Source organism: Nitrobacter sp. MLSD-S21, assembly GCF_058809865.1.
Genome location: NZ_JBXASZ010000001.1, coordinates 752079 through 769793 on the forward strand (window position 1 = coordinate 752079; position 17715 = coordinate 769793).

Here is a 17715-nt window from a genome sequence, read left to right on the forward strand (position 1 = left end):
CGAGGCCGCTCCCGGCGTCCGGCTTTTTGACGTCAAAATCGTTCGGGCAAACGACGGCAGCTTGCGGGCATATGCGCGCAACACGGCGTTCGATCGCGCTGCTATCGCGGAAATCTCAAAGTCCCTTAGCGGAGGCGAGTGCCTTGACCGACGCCCAAGCTAAGATTGAAACCCGAGACGACAACGTCGCCAGCGCCATCAATCCGCCTGCGGCCAAAAAACCCGCCTTCGTCGCCACGCCTTACAAGTGGATCGATCCTTCGACAATCCCGTGCCGCGGCGAGACAACCCAGAACTGGGTCGCATTCGAGGAGGATATCGACCCACAAATAATGGAATGGATGCGGCAGGCGATGGCCGCGAAGGAAATTATCGAGTCCACTGCACCGCAACCCGCCAACGACAACATGGCCTCCGAAAGCGCACCTGTTGACCTCTGGCAGCGTCGCGCGCATCCGCCGCTTCCGTTTGGTCTGTTGCCTCCGATCATCGAGGAGTTCGCCAGGGTTCAGGGTGAGCTGATGGGAGTCGATCCCGGTGGCCTAGCCGCAGCGGCACTCGCTGTGTGCGCAGCGGCAATTCCCGATTCTATCAAACTTCGGGTCAAGCGTCATGATCCGAATTGGTTGGAATCAGCCCGCCTTTGGGTCGCGCCAATCGGTGATCCTTCAACGAAGAAGTCGCCTCTGATCTCGGCCGCTGCTGCACCGCTTAAGCGGATAGATCGCGATCTGTTTAGGTCCTACCAAGAAGCGCGCCGAAAGTATGATGCGCTATCTCCAGACGTTAAAAAAGACACTGTGACCCCAAAGCACGTTCGCTTACGTCTTGAGGACACTACCATCGAAGCCGCGCAGGAGGTCCTGAAGGACAGTCCAGATGGCGTCTTGTGCCTACAGGACGAACTGTCCGGATGGTTCGGCAGCATGGACAAATATTCTTCGGGTCGTGGCGCCGCGAAAGATCGGGGCTTCTGGTTGCAGGCGTTCAACGGCGGTCCGTATACGGTAAACCGCATCAGCCGCGGTGCCGCCCTGATCGAGAATCTTTCCGTCTCTTTGCTCGGCGGAATTCAACCCGAACCAATACGCGCGTTAGCGTCAGAAGCGCACGATGACGGCTTGCTACAGCGGCTATTTCCGATCGTTCTAGGGGCTGCTGGTGCGGGTGTCGATAAACCGATGCCTGAGGCTACCGCGGCGTACGACGCGATGATTGCCCGCCTAACGCGCCTACGCCGGCCATCTGGAGAGGGAAGCCTTGGGAAGTATATTGATGTTCCACTGCAATTCGATGAAGCCGCACAGGAATTGCGAAGTTCTCGCGCAGCGTTACTTCGACATGCAATGCGCGTGGGAGTCAGTAAACAAGAAACTCGCCTCGCATCTCGGAAAATATGACGGCCTTTTCGCTCGCCTGTGCATCGTCTTTCACTGCATCGAGAGCGAGGGCTGCCGGCCGGCCTCCATTATCAAGGAAGACACAGCTCGACGCGCCAGTGAGTTCTTGGAGCAGTTTCTCTTCCCTCATGCGGTTGCCTTTTACGTCGATATTCTTGGCATGGCAGACCGGCACGATCACGTGTTGGCAACGGCAGGCTACATTCTAGCGCATAAGCTGGATACGATCACGATCCGCGAAGTCCGACGTGGTGACCGGCTGATGCGGGGAATGGATAACGACGAGGCCAGGGCGGTTCTTGAACAACTAGATGCCTTCGGCTGGATACAGCCTGTGCCATCGCATCGGCGCGACTCATCGATGTGGCAGGTTCTTCCATCAGTCCACAAACTGTTCGCGGAACATGCCCAGAATGAGAAGGCAAAACGAGAGAAGGTGCGAAAGATCATTTCCGACTCGCTGCAGTAACAGCAAGTGTCACCAAGTGTCCCTTGCGCGCGCGTCAACTAGAGCAGATTCCACCCCTTTTTATAATCAAGGGACGATCTCAATCTTATTGACTCACGCGCGCAAGGGACACTCGCGGCCAGTCGGACTCAGAGCCGTACCGCCGGCGATTTCCACGAGGAAACGACAATGCACCATCACAACGACAACCGACCCAGAACTCCCGAGCAACATCGCCGGCAAGTAGCGGAGCAAGCCACTCAGGGCGAACGCAACTATCAGGCAGGCTCCTGGCCTCAAGGCCAGCGCTTGCATAAGGCCGGCAACGTCCGCCTTCTGGGCGGCCTAGCAGGATGGCAGATATTAAACCAACTGCCGCGCCTCGCAGCCGCGAATGACAACGTCGCCGTAAGCACGGTCCATGCCGAGGTCACGGAGAGGGACGTTGTCGACGCCGATACGATCATGGCGGCGGTTGAGATGGAGAAAAAAGAACCCGGCAAACACTATCGGGAAGCGACTCAAGAGGTTTTCATTGTCACAGCCCGTGACGATGACGGCCAGCCTATCAAAGGTGAGTGGCGCCCGATTGCAGGCGTGACAGGCTTCGTGCGCAAGCACTCCGGGGCGACCCCCGATTGGACAGTCGATGACACTTCGGAAGAAGACAAAAGGCTTTCCGCCATCGACTGCCAGCGCATTCGCGCCAAACTAGGCACCGCCGTGTGCGCTCTCATGGATATGGCCGCAAGCGGTGCCAGCACAACAGAAATCGCGGATGCACTCTGTGTGAGCCGAGCGAAGGCCGAAAAGTATGTTGACCAGGTAATTGAAAAATATTTGAGCGTCGCTGCTTAAAACCGAAAAAATCCTGCCCCCCGAACTTATAAGGTAAGAGCCTCATTGCTCTTGTTCCTCGTTAAACTTAGCGATGCCACGGATGTACTGGCACCCCTTTTCCCGGCTTAAGCCGACGTACGCGCTTTGGCGCGTTTTTTAAAACCCACCATTCCCAACACCTAAGGACACAAGCATGACCGGACCCGCGGTGACGGTCGGCATCGATGCGCCCGCATGGCTCAGAGAACCGGCCTTCACCCTGAAAGAAATCGCTGCCTTAACCGGCACGCCGCCAAACACTACCACGTATTGGTGCACACTTGCCGCCGCGGCTGGCTACGAACTTTCGGTGAAACCCGGCCCGCGCCGATTGCTTTCGGCGCACGGGGCTTACGTGGTTTCGGTGTTGCGACACCTGTCTCTAGCCCACGTCACACTGACCGCCTCGGCAGTCAAATCTGTTCTGGCGATCGCCTTCAGCCACGGACGTCCCGTTCTTCCGAACCTTTTTGACCAACTACACATCCACGACGGACCGGTTGTTGTCGAAGTCGATCTTTCCGAAATCTGGCTCAAACTAGAGCCAAAGCTATCCCACTATAGGAGTCACTAACTTGAACATCCAAACGCTCATAAAGCGCGCGCAAAAACTCGCGGATTCCATCACTCCAGATATGTCCGAATCCGACGTTGCTGAGATCGAAGCCAGGCACGCTGAACTGGTCGAGCAGATCGAGTTTGAGAGGCATTTTCAGCCGGAAGAGAAGCGGCTGGGGCTGTCTTCCGCAGGCGGAAACGAAAAGCGCCGCTCTGCGCTATTGCAGGCTTTTGCGGACGCAGATGTCCGTATAGATAGTATGGTATCTGCAAACGCGACCACGCACGATCGCCGCGCCGCCATTGCGTCCGCGCTTATCGCGCGCGCTGTGCCGGGCCAGCCGCTTTTATCCGGAGCCGAGCGCTATGCTGGACTCTCACTTCCCGAGATCGCGCGGACACTGTTGTCTGAGCACCAACGAACCGGCGGCTTGTCTCAAGCCGAAGCCCTGACCAGAGCGTTTACAACCACTTCGGACTTCCCGATCATTATGGGTGACGTCGCTCATGCGGTGATGCGTGCAGGATACGCAGCCGCGCCAGCCGCAATCAAAGCAATCGCCCGGCAATCGACGGCGAGAAACTTCAAGTCGAAAGCGAGTATTCAACTTTCGGCGGGTCCGAAATTGGAATTGGTCAACGAACACGGAGAGTTTAAGCGCGGCTCACTGACTGAAGGTTCGGAGAGTTATAGGGTCGCCACTTTTGGTAAAGTGTTTGCGATTACTCGCCAGGCCCTTGTGAACGACGATCTTGGTGCGTTCGACTCGATTGGCAGAGTTCTGGGATCAGCGTCGGCTGAATTTGAGGCGGATTTCCTTGTGAAGCTGCTCGAGTCCAATCCGGTAATGTCGGATAATAACGCAGTTTTTCACGCCAGCCATGGAAACTTCCTGACCGCCGCTGCGCTTTCTGTGGATTCGCTTTCTGCTGCACGCCTCGCGCTACGGATGCAAAAGGGACTCGCGGGCGAACCGATTGCCGTCGCTCCTAAATTCCTCGTGGTCCCGGCAGCCCTAGAGACAAAGGCAGAGCAGCTTTTAGCCTCGCTCGCGGCAGCGACAACCGATGAAGTGAATCCCTTCGCGCAGCGTCTTTCATTGATTGTTGAGCCTCGATTGACGGACGCTAAGGCTTGGTATGTGTCGGCCGATCCAGCCGCTGTGCCGTCGATTGAGTATTCGTATCTCGAAGGCGCGTCCGGCCCGCAGTTGGATACCCGCCACGGATTTGACGTTGACGGTCTTGAGACGCGAGTCCGTTTAGATTTCGGAGCCGGTTTTTTGGATCATCGTGGAATTGTGAAAAATCCGGGCGTGTAGCGTTCAAGGGCGGGCTTCGGCCCGCCCGTTTCTATGAGGACAATTGTGCAAACAAGAACTGAAGCGCTTCGACGAAACACCGCGGACCCTGCCGCGCGCACAGTCGAAGTCGTTTGGACTACCGGAGCGCCGGTTCGCCGGCACCATTTCGATGACTACACGGTGACTCCGTATGAGGAGCGCCTCGCGGTCACAGATAAAGCTGTCGATCTATCTCGGCTCAACGCTGGAGCGCCCGTGCTCGACGGCCATCGCGCTGGCGGCGTCTCCGATCAGCTCGCAGTTGTTGAGCGGGCCTGGATCTCAAGCGGCAAGGGCGTTGCGTTGCTGCGCTTCCCAGACACTGGGACCAGTGCTCGGGCCGATGAGGTTTTTGCGCTCATAGAGCAGGGTATCGTGCGCAACTTGAGCGTGGGATATTCTCAAGACGAATATACGGACGAACCCGCGACCGGAGCCGATGATGTTGCAGTACGAACAGTGACACGATGGACCCCACATGAGATCAGCATCGTGACAATACCAGCTGACGCAGGAGCGCAGGTGCGCAGTGGGGTGGCAGTGCGTGGCGCGGTGGCGCGGCGGGTCGCGCTACGGCAGTCGCTGGCTGCGAGGCTGGCCTCCTGACCCGCCCCTAGTCTAGGTTCCTTTTGGCCCCTCCCGGATAGGGGCGGGTACGCGTACGCCCGATTCCTCGCTCGTTGCAGTTTTTTTCCTGAGCCGCTTCCTTCCTTTTGGAACCATTGATGATTTTGAAGACCGAACGATTTCGTCGGTAGGACAAGCGTGCTCTCTCGTTCTGCGCACGCAGCGCGCATTTGTAGAATAGGAAATCAAGAGTGAAGCGATGATGGAAACTGATGACATGGAGCGCGATCGCATTCGCCGCGGGATTAGGCTTAAGGCGATAGAAATCTTCCAGCCACAAGACGGAGTAGGAGCGCTGGCTCAATTTGACGCGGTGATTCCTGGCCTACTCACCATCAAAAACCTGAAGTTAGTTCGGAGCGAAAACACCAAGGTCCGCATCGTGGCGGCTCGATTGAGAAGCGACGGCGAGCTATCGGTTGAATTTCAGAACTGGCTGCGCAGCGCAATCTGCAAGGTGGCAATTGCCGCGATTCACGACAAGTTCGAATGTTACTTTCATTGGTATAAGAAAGACGCCGACGTCCCGCCTCATATCCCTGGAGTCGACGTGGCGGCGTTGCCGGCGCAGCTGCTGAGGCAAGTGAGGGTTTAGGCTGGAGTGGCCAAGTAGGACGTGAGGGCGGCTATTTATTTATTGAACTGCACGAGCACGGACCCCGCATCGCCCGTCTTGATCTCATAGTAGCCAACCTCAATTCCAGTTAGTGTTCCGTCCACACTGAAGGACGACTTGACCGAAACATCCCTGATACGTGGTTCCTGCTTACGGATCGCAGCCAGAGCGGATTGCTCGACCTGCTCTTTAGTCACGCCGCGTTTTGGTATGCCGTCATCTTCGATACAGTCAAAGCCGAAGTCGCGGCTCATGACTCGCGCTCCGATGGGGGTGGTCAGGATGGTTTCTATACCCTGTCTTATGTGGGCGGGCTCCTCAATGAGCTTGCCGGTATTCCTGTCGATTCCTGACATTTTCTCGCTCCATTAAGAACAGAACTAGTCCCCCTTTAACCGAGGAGTCAAATGATGCTCTACAATAACCCAGGAACGACCCTTAATTACTACCCCGAGAAAATTCTCGATCGCGTCGGAATGTCCGATGCGATATACACCGACCCGCTTGTTATCGGATTAGAGGCGGCGTGCTACGCTACCTCAACCTGTAATGGCCCAGCATATCGGATTGCCGCCGCAGCGTCTGATCTACTGCCATCCAACGCTACAAACTACGAGCGTGGTGTCGCTGCCGGCATGGCTTTTATGCTTTCGGCAGGAGGTTCATAGCAGAATTAGGCGCCCCTCCCGGAGGAGGCTGTGTCTCGTCGGCTTGAAAGCGTGTCTCTGATATTGGCTATGATGGTCTGGACACCTATGTTATTGTTCAAGGATCGGAGACGAAAAATGCGCGAAAACACGAGCAGCCGCTGGAGTGCAAAGCCGACCTTAGGCTCATCCCAAAGCAAGATCGTAACGATTGTGTCGAATACGAAGGCGGGTGGCCGAATCGGATCGATCACAATCCGGAGTGCAGACGCAGGCCGCTTTAAAGCCGCAAAGAGTCTGGCGGCGTCGGTGTTGACCAAAAAGGGCAAGTAAAGGTCACGCTCCTTGGGGGATTACAATCCGATTTTTGAACGGATACTGGCGAGGGCGCAACAGGAAGACGACCTGATCACCGCCTATATCGCCTACGGGATTTATAAAGAGCGTAAGCGCGACTTTTTGATCGATCAGAAGGAGAAGATCGGCGCGCCCGTCCCACAGGCGACCATTGAAATCTACCACGATGGATGGAACGACGGACAGATAGACCTTGCTTGGAACAAGGCTGCTGGGATGCTCGCCACCTTCGCAGTTTCGTATGCCGATGAAGAGAAAAAAGAAGCTGTACGATCCGCATTAAAGGAAGCTGTTCGCGGTAAGTTTTGGAAGGACGTCGGTGTAAATGCCGTTGCTAATCTATTTTTTGCGGTCGGCACGATCGCTCTTTATCTGTTGCTCAAGTTTATAGGTTTTGACTTAATCGATAAACTCCGAACACTTTCGTCGTGGCTTCCTTAAACCGCCTACCATCCGGATGGCGGTTTAAAGGATCTCGTCTCTTGCCTCTCTCGTTTTTCTTTTCGCTTCCTGTCTCCATCCGGTAGACGGACCGGTACTGCGAAGGCAATGCGGTTGGCGCTTCCCGCCTTGTGTTCACCGCCACCACCCAGCCCGACGCCAAATACTTTCAAGTTAGCGTCACCCTTGCCGGACGTCTCTGCAGAAACGGCAACGTCGAATTCAACGAGCGTGAAGATCCCGAGATCGTTTGCGGAAAACACGTTCTTGCCATCAGGAACGCCGTAGTTACTCGCATTAATATTGCCATCAGGATCGCTTGCTTGCGCCTCTTTAACACCTTCCAATATCTGTTGGAGGCTAGCTTTTACGAAGTCTTTGAGATCCATTATTGCCCTCATTTACCGCGACAGCACTTTCATTAGTAAGATCCGAATCGAGCGCGAGGGCTCATCAGGCTGGCGATATGACAATTAGCTGGAATGATCCGCTTACAAGTTGCGCCCAAGACCCATCAGACCGCCTAGTAGGCCGCCAGCCGATCGGTTGCCCCGCCAGTGACGTGCTCGCAGATTGAAAATGTGGTCTGGTCCGCCGAGACCAACCGGGTGGACGTGATCGATTTCCCATCCGTATTCGGTGAGCTTGCCGTAATCAGCGCGGCTTATCATGCGACCATCGCAATCAACTGCAAATGCGGCGGTCGCCGGGGCTACGTTGTTCCACGCAGCCGCCTTCCTTGCCTCTTCACCCAGGCCCAGTAAGCCCATCGCACCCGACTCGAAAAGTTTCATGTTCTGCCCCAGTGTCGCTCGACGAATCGTCGATTAGAATCATTCTACAAGTGGAAACGATAGGTGAACAAGATTTCGCTTCTGGGCTGAATGCTTTTTACCCGGCTATTTCGGGGTACGTTTAAGCCCCATCTCAACCAACCGCCTAATGGCTTCGCTGCGCGACGGTTTATCGGGCTGGCGCGTGGCCCACGCGTCGACCGTCTCGCGCAACTCTGCTGACAGGCGAATAGCGGTCACGGGGTCTTGCCCTGTCGCAGGGCGGCCTGGTCGTTTTCGTAGTACGTTTTTTGTTGCCTTCGCCATAAAAGCGTACTACACAAACCTCGCTTGAAGAACAAGCGGCTGCGCACGGTGCGCTAACACCAAGCACAGCCTAACCCCAGCAAGGACATGCATCCATGCCGCAGGCTGCCATCAATCCTATCACCTCTAACGAAATCGCCAATCAGCTCGTAATGCACGTGCGAAGCCATCGCGCGCAGCAGAGCGAAGCAAAACGGGAAAGGATTGACGGGCTCCTTACCGACCTTTCTCACTTGCCGCCCGACGATTCGACCTATGCCGCCTTTGCGCGCGCGGCGGCGCTGGTCGGTGATCTGCATAGCGTTTGGGAGCTTCTGCCTGACAAAGTCGTCGAGGGATACGAGATACGCAAACTGCTCACTCGTGCCCTACGGCTGGCGTGGCTGCAGCTACTGTTCGCAGAGTCCAACTGGGGCCTTTCGATTGGTGGTCATGACATGGACTATCTTGCCTCGCTCGACTGGGCCGCAGAACTGTTTCCGGGCTTCGACGCGCGTTCAACCAACGGGTTGGCCGAACAGGCACAAGCGACGAAATAGCCACCCACCGGCACCCCACGGTGCCGCTCACCTTCGCGGTCCGCTCAGCAACGTTGCGGCTGGCCGCGCAAGGCTGGTGCGGCGTGACTGTGGTATAATCACAGGGGCTTGCAACTACGCCGCCCTTTAACCAGAGCCGCCGCATGACCACACATCGTCCTGCCAACGATAATACGCGCGGGGGAATCATCCCTCGCGGCCTTCGCAGGGTTGACGCGGCGAGGTATCTTGGAATTAGCCCTAGCCACTTCGACAAACAGGTGAGGGCAGGCGCTATTCCTAAACCGCTAGAGAGATATGGCGTAACTGTATGGGATCGTGCGGCTTTAGACGGATTGTTTGACGGCGTGCCTGAGGCAAATACTGACAACGAATGGGATAGCGTTTTGCACCATGGCGACCAAGAAGCCCAAACACGTCCACGCGTACACTGATCGGCACGGCAAGCAACGCCTGTACCTGCGCAAGCCCGGTGAGAAGCGCGTGCCATTGCCAGGGCCGCTGTATAGCCATGAGTTTTGGAAGGCGTATCACGCGGCCAAGACGGCCCAGCCTGTTAAACTGAATCGCAATGCGCCCGGCAGCGTATCGGCTGCCATCATGGGTTACTACGGCTCGGCCGAGTACAAGTCGCTGGCCGAGTCCACGCGTGCAAATTACCGACGTATCCTTGAGCGCTTCCGAGCGGAGCACGGTACCAAGCCGCTCGCCGGACTTCGGACCAAACATATCAATGCGATAATCGACAAGATGGCGGACCGGCCCGCCGCGGCAAACGGCCTACGCAAGCGACTCCACACCGTCATGGAGTACGCAATCGGCGCTGGACTGTTGGACGTGAACCCGATCAGCCGCGCCAAGCATGTGAGGTACGTCGAGAAGTCATATCGATCGTGGACAGAAGCCGATATCGACGCCTATCGGAAACGCTGGACACCAGACACACCACAGCGCCTTGGTTTAGAAATTTTCTTATACACCGGCTTGCGCCGCAGCGATGCCGTGCGGCTCGGTTGGAAGCACATCGCCGATGGATGGATTACAATCACTACGGTGAAGTCTCGGCACAAGACAACGCTCAACATTCCGGTCCACCCGACACTCTGGGCGTACCTCAAAGACATTCCTCGCGATCAGCCGACATTCCTGCGCACGAAATGGAATAAGGATCGTAGCGCCAAGGGCACGACCAACTGGATTCGCGACGCCGCGCACAAGGCTGGCTTACCAACCAATTCAAGCCCGCACGGGCTGCGCCACGCGATCTGCGCCAACCTTGCTGATGTCGGATGTACTACGCACCAGATTCAGGCCATCACAGGGCACAAGAACCTGAAGGAAATCGAGACCTACACGAAGGCCGCGAATCAGAAGCGGCTGGCACAGATTGCGATGTCAGCACTGGCTAACCGCTCGGACAGGTTAGCCAATCCCGACACTAACGATTTGAAGATGTTAGAGAATTTGTCGAGCGTGGCGCTCCCTAGCGGAATCGAACCGCTCTCTCCACCGTGAAAGGGTGGCGTCCTAACCGATAGACGAAGGGAGCTGAACTTTTCGGCGGCAAATCGCACGTCGTTTCAGTCTCAATCCGCTGCGATCCTACCGTCAAATCAATATCCTATATTGATCTGATCAGACGGAGTTTCCGGCCGACATGAACCGACCGGCTGCAGTCGCGAAACGTATAGTGGCGTTTTCCCGGAGGAGCAAGCATCTCCACCGTGGGGACCGGGTTGCGCCGGGTCCCACTTCGACTGAAAGGCGAGCCCCACACGAACCTACCCGTCCAACACGAGCTACCCGTCCAATGGAGCATCCAAAATAATGGGCAGGGGTGTCGGTCATTGGCTTTTCCACGTGGGCGCAGGGGCGCGGTTCGCTCATCACCAACGGAGATAGCCGATCAAGAAGTCGAGACCATCCGCGCGCGAAAAGCGTGCCGAGGATACGCACAGGGGTTATCTGGATCTGAGGGATCGTCAAGTTGCGCATATGTCAGCGGCAGCAGGATTGGCATCCATATGGTGCTGGTGCTGCGTCGAACGGATGCGCCGTTGCGAAGCGCATTCGTAGTCGCGACGTCCCGGCGTACGGTAAAAAAAGCCTCGCTAAAGCGAGGCCTTCAACGAAGGTCTGGCGTGCGCGTTCAGCTACCGAAGAATAGCCACAGCAGAAGTATCACCGGTATCGGTACGCCAATCAGCCAGAGCAAAAGTCCCTTTCCCATCCGCCGTCTCCTTGAATGTCATATACGTTAAGGAGAACGTGAACTGCGCACGATCGTTCCCGCCTGCTACAGGGCCGAACAGTAAGGGCTGTACGAGGTCGCGCGGTGATGTTTCGTTGCAATCGCGCGAAAGCACGATCAGGCACAGTAGCGCCGCTCTGAACTTCTCACCAATGACCGGTGTTTGGCATCGAGCTCCACGGTTCGGCCGACGGGCGAGCATCACCCTTTTGCAACAGCTCGATCGAGTGCAGATCTGGGGAGCGGACGAACGCCATCTGGCCATCGCGGGGCGGGCGATTGATGGTGATCCCGAGCTTCATCAATCGTTCACAGGTGGCATAGATGTCGTCGACCTCATAGGCGAGGTGACCGAAAAAGCGGTCCTCGCCGTACGTCTCCTCGGCCCAGTTGTAGGTCAATTCGACCAGCGGTGCGCCGCGGCCTCTGCACTGTTTCACCAGATCCTCGTCGTCGGGGGCGCACAGGAAAACCAACGTGAATCTGCCTTTGTCGTTATCGACGCGACGGACTTCTTTCAGTCCCAACGCTTCGACATAGAACTTCAGCGCGACCTCGAGATTGCGCACGCGCAGCATGGTGTGAAGGTAGCGCATGTGTGACTGTCTCCTGAAGACGCATGAGATGAGCGGTGGGTCCAGACAGCAGGCGGGTGCCTGCTTGTTGATACATCGTAGCAAAACCAGATCGGGGCGGTCGCTTTTTGCGCGCAATTTCCGATGAGCGGAGCGCCAATTAAGCGCCCTTTTTCCACGTTAGTGGAACTCTTTCAGCGGCTTGCTCGTTAGCTAACGCAAAAACGGCATAAACCATAATTCCTGAGAATTAGGATGTGTCCAAGTCCAACGTCATTGCAACCAAGTTAAATAGAACCAAGTCAAATAGACGCGCGTTATTGCGTCGATTTTTGGTGAGAGGATAGCGACATGAAGAAGAAGTTGATCATGATTGCGACCGTGGCAACGCTCGGCAGCGCCGTTATATCGCTGCCAGCTCAGGCTCAGCGATTTGGACCGGGCCTCGGAGTCGGTCTTGCCGTCGGCGCTCTGGCAGCGGGCGCAATGGCGAATTCGTATTACGGACCGTACGGTTACTACGGCGGCGGTCCATACTATGGCTATGGACCGGGCATTTACGGCGCCGGCTATGGCGGTGGTTGGGGCTGGGGCGGTCCGGCCTATTATGGCGGGTGGGGACCCGGTTATTATGGCGGTGGTTGGGGCTATCGCCGTGGTTGGGGCTATCGCGGTGGTTGGGGCGGAGGCCGCGCGTACTATGGAGGTCGCGGTTGGGGTGGTGGAGGCCGTGGGTATTATGGGGGTGGTCATCGACGCTGGTGATCTGAGTTGACCCCCGGAGAGATCGAGATGGAATCTCTCCGGGACAACGGATGCACCGCAGGATTTCGTCGCCTTGACGGTTAATCGGTGCGCAGCGAAGCGGTCTATTCGCGGCCTCTTCGCGAATAGAATGACGCTGGACCTGCTGCGATGCTTCATTTTAGAGCCAATAATTTTTTGTTTTTTTTCGTGCGTGTGGATTTAGGTCGTTGTCGTTGGGCGTCCCTTGAATTTGGAGAATTTCCAAAAAAAGATTCAAAACAATCACGGACACGGGGCCAGCTTGTGGCTATTTGGAAACGTCTTGGCGCAGGGAACTATTCGCGCGTGCACCGGTCCAGTGAATTATCCTGCGATGTTTCTGCAAAACGTCTGGCTTCTTATTAGATGAAAACTGCCCACAACGGATTGGATGCTCGTTAGGGCCGAACCTGATCGGCAATCAGATGAGGATCAAAAACCCGTGAGTAACTGATTCGTGCGTGTGCAAGTCTGTTTATAGGTGTCGTCAATTTATCTTTTGTCTTGCGACGCCAACGAGAGTGTTATCTTTTGATTCCTAAGATTCGCTTGGATATATACAGTTGTGTATAACGTCGTCGAACAGACGACAACCGTAGTAAAATGTGTGGGGGCCTGCGTCATGGGGTCGGACGGTTTTGAATCCAGGAAATTTGCGGGACCGACGGTGAGCGATCACTTAGGGTCAAAGGACTTTTCCGGAACAACAGATCGAGAGTCGGGTGCCGGGCCTTTCGCCGGGCTTGGGGAATCTCCCGCCAACATCGTCGAGATCAGCGGCGTCATCAAATGGTTTGACGCTTCAAAAGGCTACGGATTTATCGTCCCTGATAATGGCTGGCCGGACGTGCTCTTGCATGTCACCGTGCTTCGTCGAGACGGCTATCAGACGGCTTATGAGGGGGCCCGTCTGGTCTGTGACTGCGTGCAGCGGGCGAGGGGCTATCAAGCGTTCCGAATCACCTCGATGGACGAGTCCACCGCGATTCACCCGGCGCAGATGCTGCCGCCGCGGACCCACGTCAGCATAACGCCTACCAGCGGCTTAGAGAGGGCGCAGGTAAAGTGGTTCAATCGGCTGCGCGGTTTCGGGTTCTTGACGCGCGGCGAGGGAACGCCGGATATTTTCGTCCACATGGAAACGCTACGGCGCTTCGGCATAACAGAGCTTCGGCCGGGACAGTTCGTTCTGGTTCGGTTTGGGCCGGGTAGCAAGGGTATGATGGCGGCGGAAGTTCAGCCGGAAACCGGTGCTCCCAGCGTGTCCTCGCACTGATCCGGCGGAGCTACCGCCAAAGCTGCGTTGCGCGGGGATGGCTTGAGATCTGACTTTCCGGAAATCGTGTTTTGCACCCACAACAAGCCTGCTGTTCCAGGTGGCGGCGGTTTGCGGCGAGACGCATTGTGATCATAGTTCTGACAGGTTGTCTGATGCTACAACTGCGGAATATCGGTCTAGGGTGGCTCCGCTCCGGTCTATGGATCGCCCTGTTCTCTTGGATTGTCATGGTCGCGCCGGACGACTCCTACGTCCACGCAGCCGAACTCCAGCCGCTGGAAATTGCAACCCAAGCCGGCGTAAGGACGTTCTTGGTTGAGATGGCGACAACCCCCGAGGAGAAGGCCACCGGATTGATGTATCGAAAGCATCTGCCGGACGGGCAGGGTATGCTGTTCGATTTTTCTCCGGTGCAGCAGGTGACGATGTGGATGAAGAACACCTACATCCCGCTCGACATGATCTTTATCGGCCCGAGTGGTCGCATCCTGCGGATCGCAGAGAACACCGAGCCGCTATCGACCCGAATTATCTCTTCACGCGGCCCGGCCAAAGCTGTGCTCGAGGTGATCGGAGGGACTGCGAAAAAGTACGGCATCGCGCGCGGTAACCGGGTCTCGCATCCGCTCTTTAATGGCCATTGATTCCGCCAATAGCGGAAAGGCTCTGACAATAGCGGAAAGGCTCTGAGCGACTTGCTGGGCCGGCCGGAAGCATGTAACGACATCGTTTCCCAGCAGATCGGGGTATAGCGCAGCCTGGTAGCGCGGCAGTTTTGGGTACTGCAGGTCGTTGGTTCGAATCCAGCTGCCCCGACCATTTTGTTTGATATTTATCAAAATAAATCAATAATTTACGACGACTTTCGAATAGCAAAAAGTTACAATCCATAACAGTTCTCCGGGGCAGTTTCCGTAACTTTGACCCGGTTCGGGTTTGAAGCTCCCGACGTTTCAAGGCAACGATGGGCAGAGCCGTCGAATTGAAGCAAAGGCTGAACGCTGCTCAGAAGGAAGAGGGCGGGGAAGCAGCTTTGAATCAATCCAAAGCCAATGAACCGTGCCCATTCGTCGGGTGCGTGACCAAAGACGGGATCAAGCTGGCCTTGGGCGAAAACTGGACATCATCTGGCCTAAAAGCATTCGGGAAATAGCAGAGGAAGAATGGCCAAATGAGCAGTTGGACACTTGTAGCCAAGAGGCCATCCGAAGGGGATGTGGCGGTTGATCTTACGGTCGACGGCGGTGATCCGCTCACACTGGGCTTAGTCGAAGCTGAGGGATTAGAAGCCGCATTGGGCAATGCGCTTACAAGCGTCAATGACGCGTCCGGCCGAATTTCATGCGTGAACGTAGGCGTGCAAATCGTCATCGCGGTCGATAAGACAGCGATAGCTACTCTTACGCATGACAAGGCAGAACAGATGCGCAGCCAGTTGAAAGAGCTTCTGGCGGGCAACGGCACTGAATTTAGCGATTCAGGTGCCGTCGAATAGACATGTGCTGAGGCTTGAGCAGATCATCCCGCGCCGCGCCTTGATCCGGATTGATCCGAGCGGGTTGCGGCCCGTTACTTTGGCCGCTGCAACTCCGGTGAATTGACCCACTTTATAGCGTTATCGGTCTGCCAGATTACCTTTAGCTTTGGATGTCGTTCCAATTCCTGCGAAAGCCGACAAATCTTTTTGAGAGCACAAGCGACGGTTGTCGGAGTGATAGACTTGGAAGCATTGTCGGACATTTGTGATGCTCCACACGTTATTTCCATATAAATATAGCGTAGGCAACCTAAAGATGTCTAGGCGTAAAGCGTCGTGAAATAAGGATGCAATATTTCGTGATCGTCCGCCGTCAGTGACCCGTGAGCTCCAAGTGCAAGCCAACTATCGTAAGGAAATAGCAGCTTCCGTCGCACGGCGTATGATGATCAATTTCGCGAAAATCAGGATAACCGTTTTGCCGACGCATGACGGCGCATCGCCCTCAACAGTCAATAATCAGGTGTGCCGCGCGGATTTTCCTTAGCCCAAGTCGTAATCGCTTCATTTGGAACGACAAGCGATGACGGGCTGCTAGGCGCGTAAAAGCTCTTTCCACTCTCCACAGAATAAGCGACGCCACCCCATACGGCCTCGTCATTCAAATGTATGCTTCCAACTTCTGGATTGATGTTGCTCACAGTCGTGATCTTGATTTCAAGGCGTCCATGTTGGCTGTTTCTAATCGCTGCTCGATCACCAATCTTGGCGTTGCGATAGTAGTACTCGATTTCTTCGGCCGTTTGATCTTGGCTCGGGTCAACATAGGTTCGGGGAGGAGACATATTTTAAGCAGCCTTCTGAGAGATTGTGGGGTATGATCGCCTCAATGATCTTCTGGCGTTCACTCAACACACCTTGCGGCAACACACCATAGATTCCTGCAGTCGTCGCTTTGGTGTGATCGAGGAGGGAGACGAACGGTTCATCCATATACCCGCCTCGGCGGAAGGCATCGGCGGTGCTATGCCGGAAGTTAGGGAAATTCCGACTCTTGTCCTCTTTGACGCCAACGTTCTTAAAGTAGCCCGCAAAGAAACGCGACGGCGTCGCGAATGAGGATCGCTTTCCGTTCGTCACCGGACCATGGATAGAGTAGAGTTGTCCCGACCAATCGGTATCTCAGAGCAATTTCGATCGACGAAACCTCCCAGAAGGACCAGATGGAGGTGGGAAAGCCGAGACATTATAAGGGCTGTCGATTGGAGACGATCGATCCGGATCAGCGAGGTTGATGGGGCGTTCACGATGGTGGGAAGGACGAAACAATGAGCAGTTGGGTGCTAGGTGCTCGGAAGCCGCTCGAAGGCAACGGCATCGAGATCGACCTTGCGATTGATGGTGGTGATCCGCTCACGTTGGATGCGGTCGAAGCTGAGATCCTGGAAACTGGGTTGGGCAAAACACTCGCGGGCATTGATAACGCATCCGGCCGAATTTCATGCGTGAACGCAGCCACCCAAATCATCGTTGCAATCGATAAGATCACGGTTGCATCGCTGAGATATGAAAAGGCGGAGCTACTTCGCAGCCACCTAAAAGAACTTCTGGCAGGCAGAGGCACTGAATTTACCGATTCAGGCGCCGTCGAAGATCCGCTAGGTACTCCCGTTCCTTGATAAGGGAGATCGAACCAGACCTAGTTCGCGAAGGTGTTGAATGAACCACCGGTGCGTGCAGATACCGGTTCGCGTGAAGAAAACGCGTCAGATTAAGATCTGAGAGCTTCGCCTCTGAATTTTCCATCAGAAGCGGAAAGGCTCCAAGGCAGCATGATCGCATTCATGCGTCAGACACAGGCGACGCATATTTTGTCTTGAAAGCATCCGCATTCAAAAAAAGGGGCACGCCAACCGGCGCACCCCCGTTGATACTTGCCGAGCGACGATCAGTATGGGCAGATCGTGCGGCCCCAGCGCGGGCTGAAGTAGCACCCGCCATAGCCCATACCAGCGCCGTAGCCTAAGCCGTAGCCCAAGCCGCCGTAGCCCCAGCCGCGACCGCGACCCCAGCCGCCGCCACGACCCCAGCCACCGCCGCGACCCCAGCCGCCGCCGCGACCACGGCCGCCGCCGCGACCCCAGCCGCCGCCACGGCCGCCGCCGCCGCGACCACCACCGCGCGCTTCCGCCGAAGTAGTCGATCCGGCGACCAGAACCGAGGACACGCCAGCAACGCTGATAAAATACACGCCAACCATCGCCGCTGCCGCCAGGACGCGAGTGATGATGCTACGTTGCGCGCTCGAACTTTTTTGAATCATCAAGTGAATCTCCAACTCTGTTTGGCACCGTCGTGAAGCAGACCTTGTATTCGGAACAACCATTGTCGC

The 17715-nt window shown here is 56.0% G+C and carries 22 protein-coding genes, 2 tRNA genes and 1 pseudogene; 17 read left to right on the forward strand and 8 right to left on the reverse strand.

Annotated elements, in window-relative coordinates; all coding sequences use genetic code 11:
* Positions 1 to 143: 143 nt before the first annotated feature.
* The 8 genes and pseudogenes from AC1RT6_RS03760 (at position 144) to AC1RT6_RS03795 (ending at position 5850) form a co-directional block, all read left to right on the forward strand.
* A complete protein-coding gene (locus AC1RT6_RS03760) occupies positions 144 to 1400 on the forward strand; it encodes a DUF3987 domain-containing protein (RefSeq protein WP_493029102.1) in 1257 nt (418 codons plus the stop codon).
* A pseudogene (locus tag AC1RT6_RS03765) lies at positions 1342 to 1476 on the forward strand (hypothetical protein); the annotation flags it as partial. The gene AC1RT6_RS03760 and the pseudogene AC1RT6_RS03765, both read left to right, overlap by 59 nt.
* Positions 1477 to 1560: 84 nt before the next feature.
* Positions 1561 to 1869 (forward strand): hypothetical protein, encoded by a 309-nt coding sequence (locus AC1RT6_RS03770; RefSeq protein ID WP_472791563.1) that lies wholly within the window; start codon positions 1561 to 1563, stop codon positions 1867 to 1869.
* Positions 1870 to 2037: 168 nt separating this feature from the next.
* Positions 2038 to 2706 (forward strand): hypothetical protein, encoded by a 669-nt coding sequence (locus AC1RT6_RS03775; protein WP_472789758.1) that lies wholly within the window; start codon positions 2038 to 2040, stop codon positions 2704 to 2706.
* A 175-nt stretch (positions 2707 to 2881) separates the two neighbouring features.
* Positions 2882 to 3301, forward strand: a complete 420-nt coding sequence (locus AC1RT6_RS03780) for a hypothetical protein (protein WP_472789756.1) — start codon at positions 2882 to 2884, stop codon at positions 3299 to 3301.
* 1 nt (position 3302) lies between these two features.
* Positions 3303 to 4607: a phage major capsid protein gene (locus tag AC1RT6_RS03785; protein ID WP_472789755.1), complete on the forward strand. Its 1305-nt coding sequence runs from the start codon at positions 3303 to 3305 to the stop codon at positions 4605 to 4607.
* A 45-nt stretch (positions 4608 to 4652) separates the two neighbouring features.
* Positions 4653 to 5234, forward strand: a complete 582-nt coding sequence (locus AC1RT6_RS03790) for an HK97 family phage prohead protease (RefSeq protein WP_472789753.1) — start codon at positions 4653 to 4655, stop codon at positions 5232 to 5234.
* Positions 5235 to 5472: 238 nt separating this feature from the next.
* Positions 5473 to 5850, forward strand: coding sequence for a hypothetical protein (locus AC1RT6_RS03795; RefSeq protein WP_493029105.1), 378 nt, complete (start codon positions 5473 to 5475; stop codon positions 5848 to 5850).
* Positions 5851 to 5885: 35 nt separating this feature from the next.
* Here the strand turns inward: AC1RT6_RS03795 and AC1RT6_RS03800 are convergent, their stop codons facing one another.
* On the reverse strand, positions 5886 to 6227 hold the full coding sequence (locus AC1RT6_RS03800; protein WP_472789749.1) for a GPW/gp25 family protein: 342 nt from the start codon (positions 6225 to 6227) through the stop codon (positions 5886 to 5888).
* Positions 6228 to 6863: 636 nt separating this feature from the next.
* On the opposite strand from AC1RT6_RS03800, the gene AC1RT6_RS03805 reads away from it, so the two are divergent.
* Positions 6864 to 7316, forward strand: a complete 453-nt coding sequence (locus AC1RT6_RS03805) for a hypothetical protein (protein ID WP_472789745.1) — start codon at positions 6864 to 6866, stop codon at positions 7314 to 7316.
* 5 nt (positions 7317 to 7321) lie between these two features.
* Here AC1RT6_RS03805 and AC1RT6_RS03810 read toward each other — a convergent pair whose 3' ends face one another.
* Together AC1RT6_RS03810 and AC1RT6_RS03815 are read right to left on the reverse strand one after the other, a co-directional pair.
* The gene (locus AC1RT6_RS03810; protein ID WP_472789743.1) at positions 7322 to 7705 is read right to left on the reverse strand and encodes a hypothetical protein; all 384 of its coding nucleotides are present in this window, start codon (positions 7703 to 7705) and stop codon (positions 7322 to 7324) included.
* 102 nt (positions 7706 to 7807) lie between these two features.
* Positions 7808 to 8110, reverse strand: coding sequence for an HNH endonuclease signature motif containing protein (locus tag AC1RT6_RS03815; protein ID WP_472789741.1), 303 nt, complete (start codon positions 8108 to 8110; stop codon positions 7808 to 7810).
* Positions 8111 to 8511: 401 nt separating this feature from the next.
* Between AC1RT6_RS03815 and AC1RT6_RS03820 the strand changes: the two genes are divergently transcribed.
* Positions 8512 to 8955 (forward strand): hypothetical protein, encoded by a 444-nt coding sequence (locus AC1RT6_RS03820; protein WP_472789739.1) that lies wholly within the window; start codon positions 8512 to 8514, stop codon positions 8953 to 8955.
* An 804-nt stretch (positions 8956 to 9759) separates the two neighbouring features.
* A complete protein-coding gene (locus AC1RT6_RS03825; RefSeq protein ID WP_493029258.1) occupies positions 9760 to 10470 on the forward strand; it encodes a tyrosine-type recombinase/integrase in 711 nt (236 codons plus the stop codon).
* Here AC1RT6_RS03825 and AC1RT6_RS03830 read toward each other — a convergent pair.
* Both AC1RT6_RS03830 and AC1RT6_RS03835 read right to left on the reverse strand, forming a co-directional pair.
* Positions 10430 to 10504 (reverse strand) — tRNA-Glu (locus AC1RT6_RS03830). The genes AC1RT6_RS03825 and AC1RT6_RS03830 overlap by 41 nt on opposite strands.
* A gap of 848 nt (positions 10505 to 11352) precedes the next feature.
* On the reverse strand, positions 11353 to 11802 hold the full coding sequence (locus tag AC1RT6_RS03835; RefSeq protein ID WP_079446772.1) for a VOC family protein: 450 nt from the start codon (positions 11800 to 11802) through the stop codon (positions 11353 to 11355).
* A 330-nt stretch (positions 11803 to 12132) separates the two neighbouring features.
* Between AC1RT6_RS03835 and AC1RT6_RS03840 the strand changes: the two genes are divergently transcribed.
* The 5 genes from AC1RT6_RS03840 (at position 12133) to AC1RT6_RS03860 (ending at position 15341) form a co-directional block, all read left to right on the forward strand.
* Positions 12133 to 12546, forward strand: a complete 414-nt coding sequence (locus tag AC1RT6_RS03840; RefSeq protein WP_079446771.1) for a hypothetical protein — start codon at positions 12133 to 12135, stop codon at positions 12544 to 12546.
* Between the two features lie 643 nt (positions 12547 to 13189).
* The gene (locus tag AC1RT6_RS03845) at positions 13190 to 13843 is read left to right on the forward strand and encodes a cold-shock protein (protein ID WP_079447012.1); all 654 of its coding nucleotides are present in this window, start codon (positions 13190 to 13192) and stop codon (positions 13841 to 13843) included.
* 230 nt (positions 13844 to 14073) lie between these two features.
* Complete coding sequence (locus AC1RT6_RS03850; RefSeq protein ID WP_374708836.1) at positions 14074 to 14490, forward strand: DUF192 domain-containing protein; 417 nt, start codon at positions 14074 to 14076, stop codon at positions 14488 to 14490.
* Positions 14491 to 14588: 98 nt separating this feature from the next.
* Positions 14589 to 14665, forward strand: a tRNA-Pro gene (locus AC1RT6_RS03855).
* A gap of 352 nt (positions 14666 to 15017) precedes the next feature.
* Positions 15018 to 15341 carry a hypothetical protein gene (locus AC1RT6_RS03860; protein ID WP_079446768.1) on the forward strand — a complete coding sequence of 108 codons (324 nt, stop codon included), beginning with the start codon at positions 15018 to 15020 and terminating at the stop codon, positions 15339 to 15341.
* A 494-nt stretch (positions 15342 to 15835) separates the two neighbouring features.
* Here the strand turns inward: AC1RT6_RS03860 and AC1RT6_RS03865 are convergent, their stop codons facing one another.
* Together AC1RT6_RS03865 and AC1RT6_RS03870 are read right to left on the reverse strand one after the other, a co-directional pair.
* Entirely contained in the window at positions 15836 to 16168 is a 333-nt protein-coding gene (locus AC1RT6_RS03865; RefSeq protein ID WP_139372868.1) for a hypothetical protein, read from the reverse strand.
* Positions 16143 to 16463: a site-specific integrase gene (locus tag AC1RT6_RS03870; RefSeq protein WP_079446618.1), complete on the reverse strand. Its 321-nt coding sequence runs from the start codon at positions 16461 to 16463 to the stop codon at positions 16143 to 16145. The genes AC1RT6_RS03865 and AC1RT6_RS03870 overlap by 26 nt, the downstream gene beginning before the upstream one ends.
* A gap of 188 nt (positions 16464 to 16651) precedes the next feature.
* Between AC1RT6_RS03870 and AC1RT6_RS03875 the strand changes: the two genes are divergently transcribed.
* Positions 16652 to 17002 carry a hypothetical protein gene (locus AC1RT6_RS03875; RefSeq protein ID WP_079446617.1) on the forward strand — a complete coding sequence of 117 codons (351 nt, stop codon included), beginning with the start codon at positions 16652 to 16654 and terminating at the stop codon, positions 17000 to 17002.
* 269 nt (positions 17003 to 17271) lie between these two features.
* Here the strand turns inward: AC1RT6_RS03875 and AC1RT6_RS03880 are convergent, their stop codons facing one another.
* Positions 17272 to 17646 (reverse strand): hypothetical protein, encoded by a 375-nt coding sequence (locus AC1RT6_RS03880; protein WP_079446608.1) that lies wholly within the window; start codon positions 17644 to 17646, stop codon positions 17272 to 17274.
* Positions 17647 to 17715: the final 69 nt, after the last annotated feature.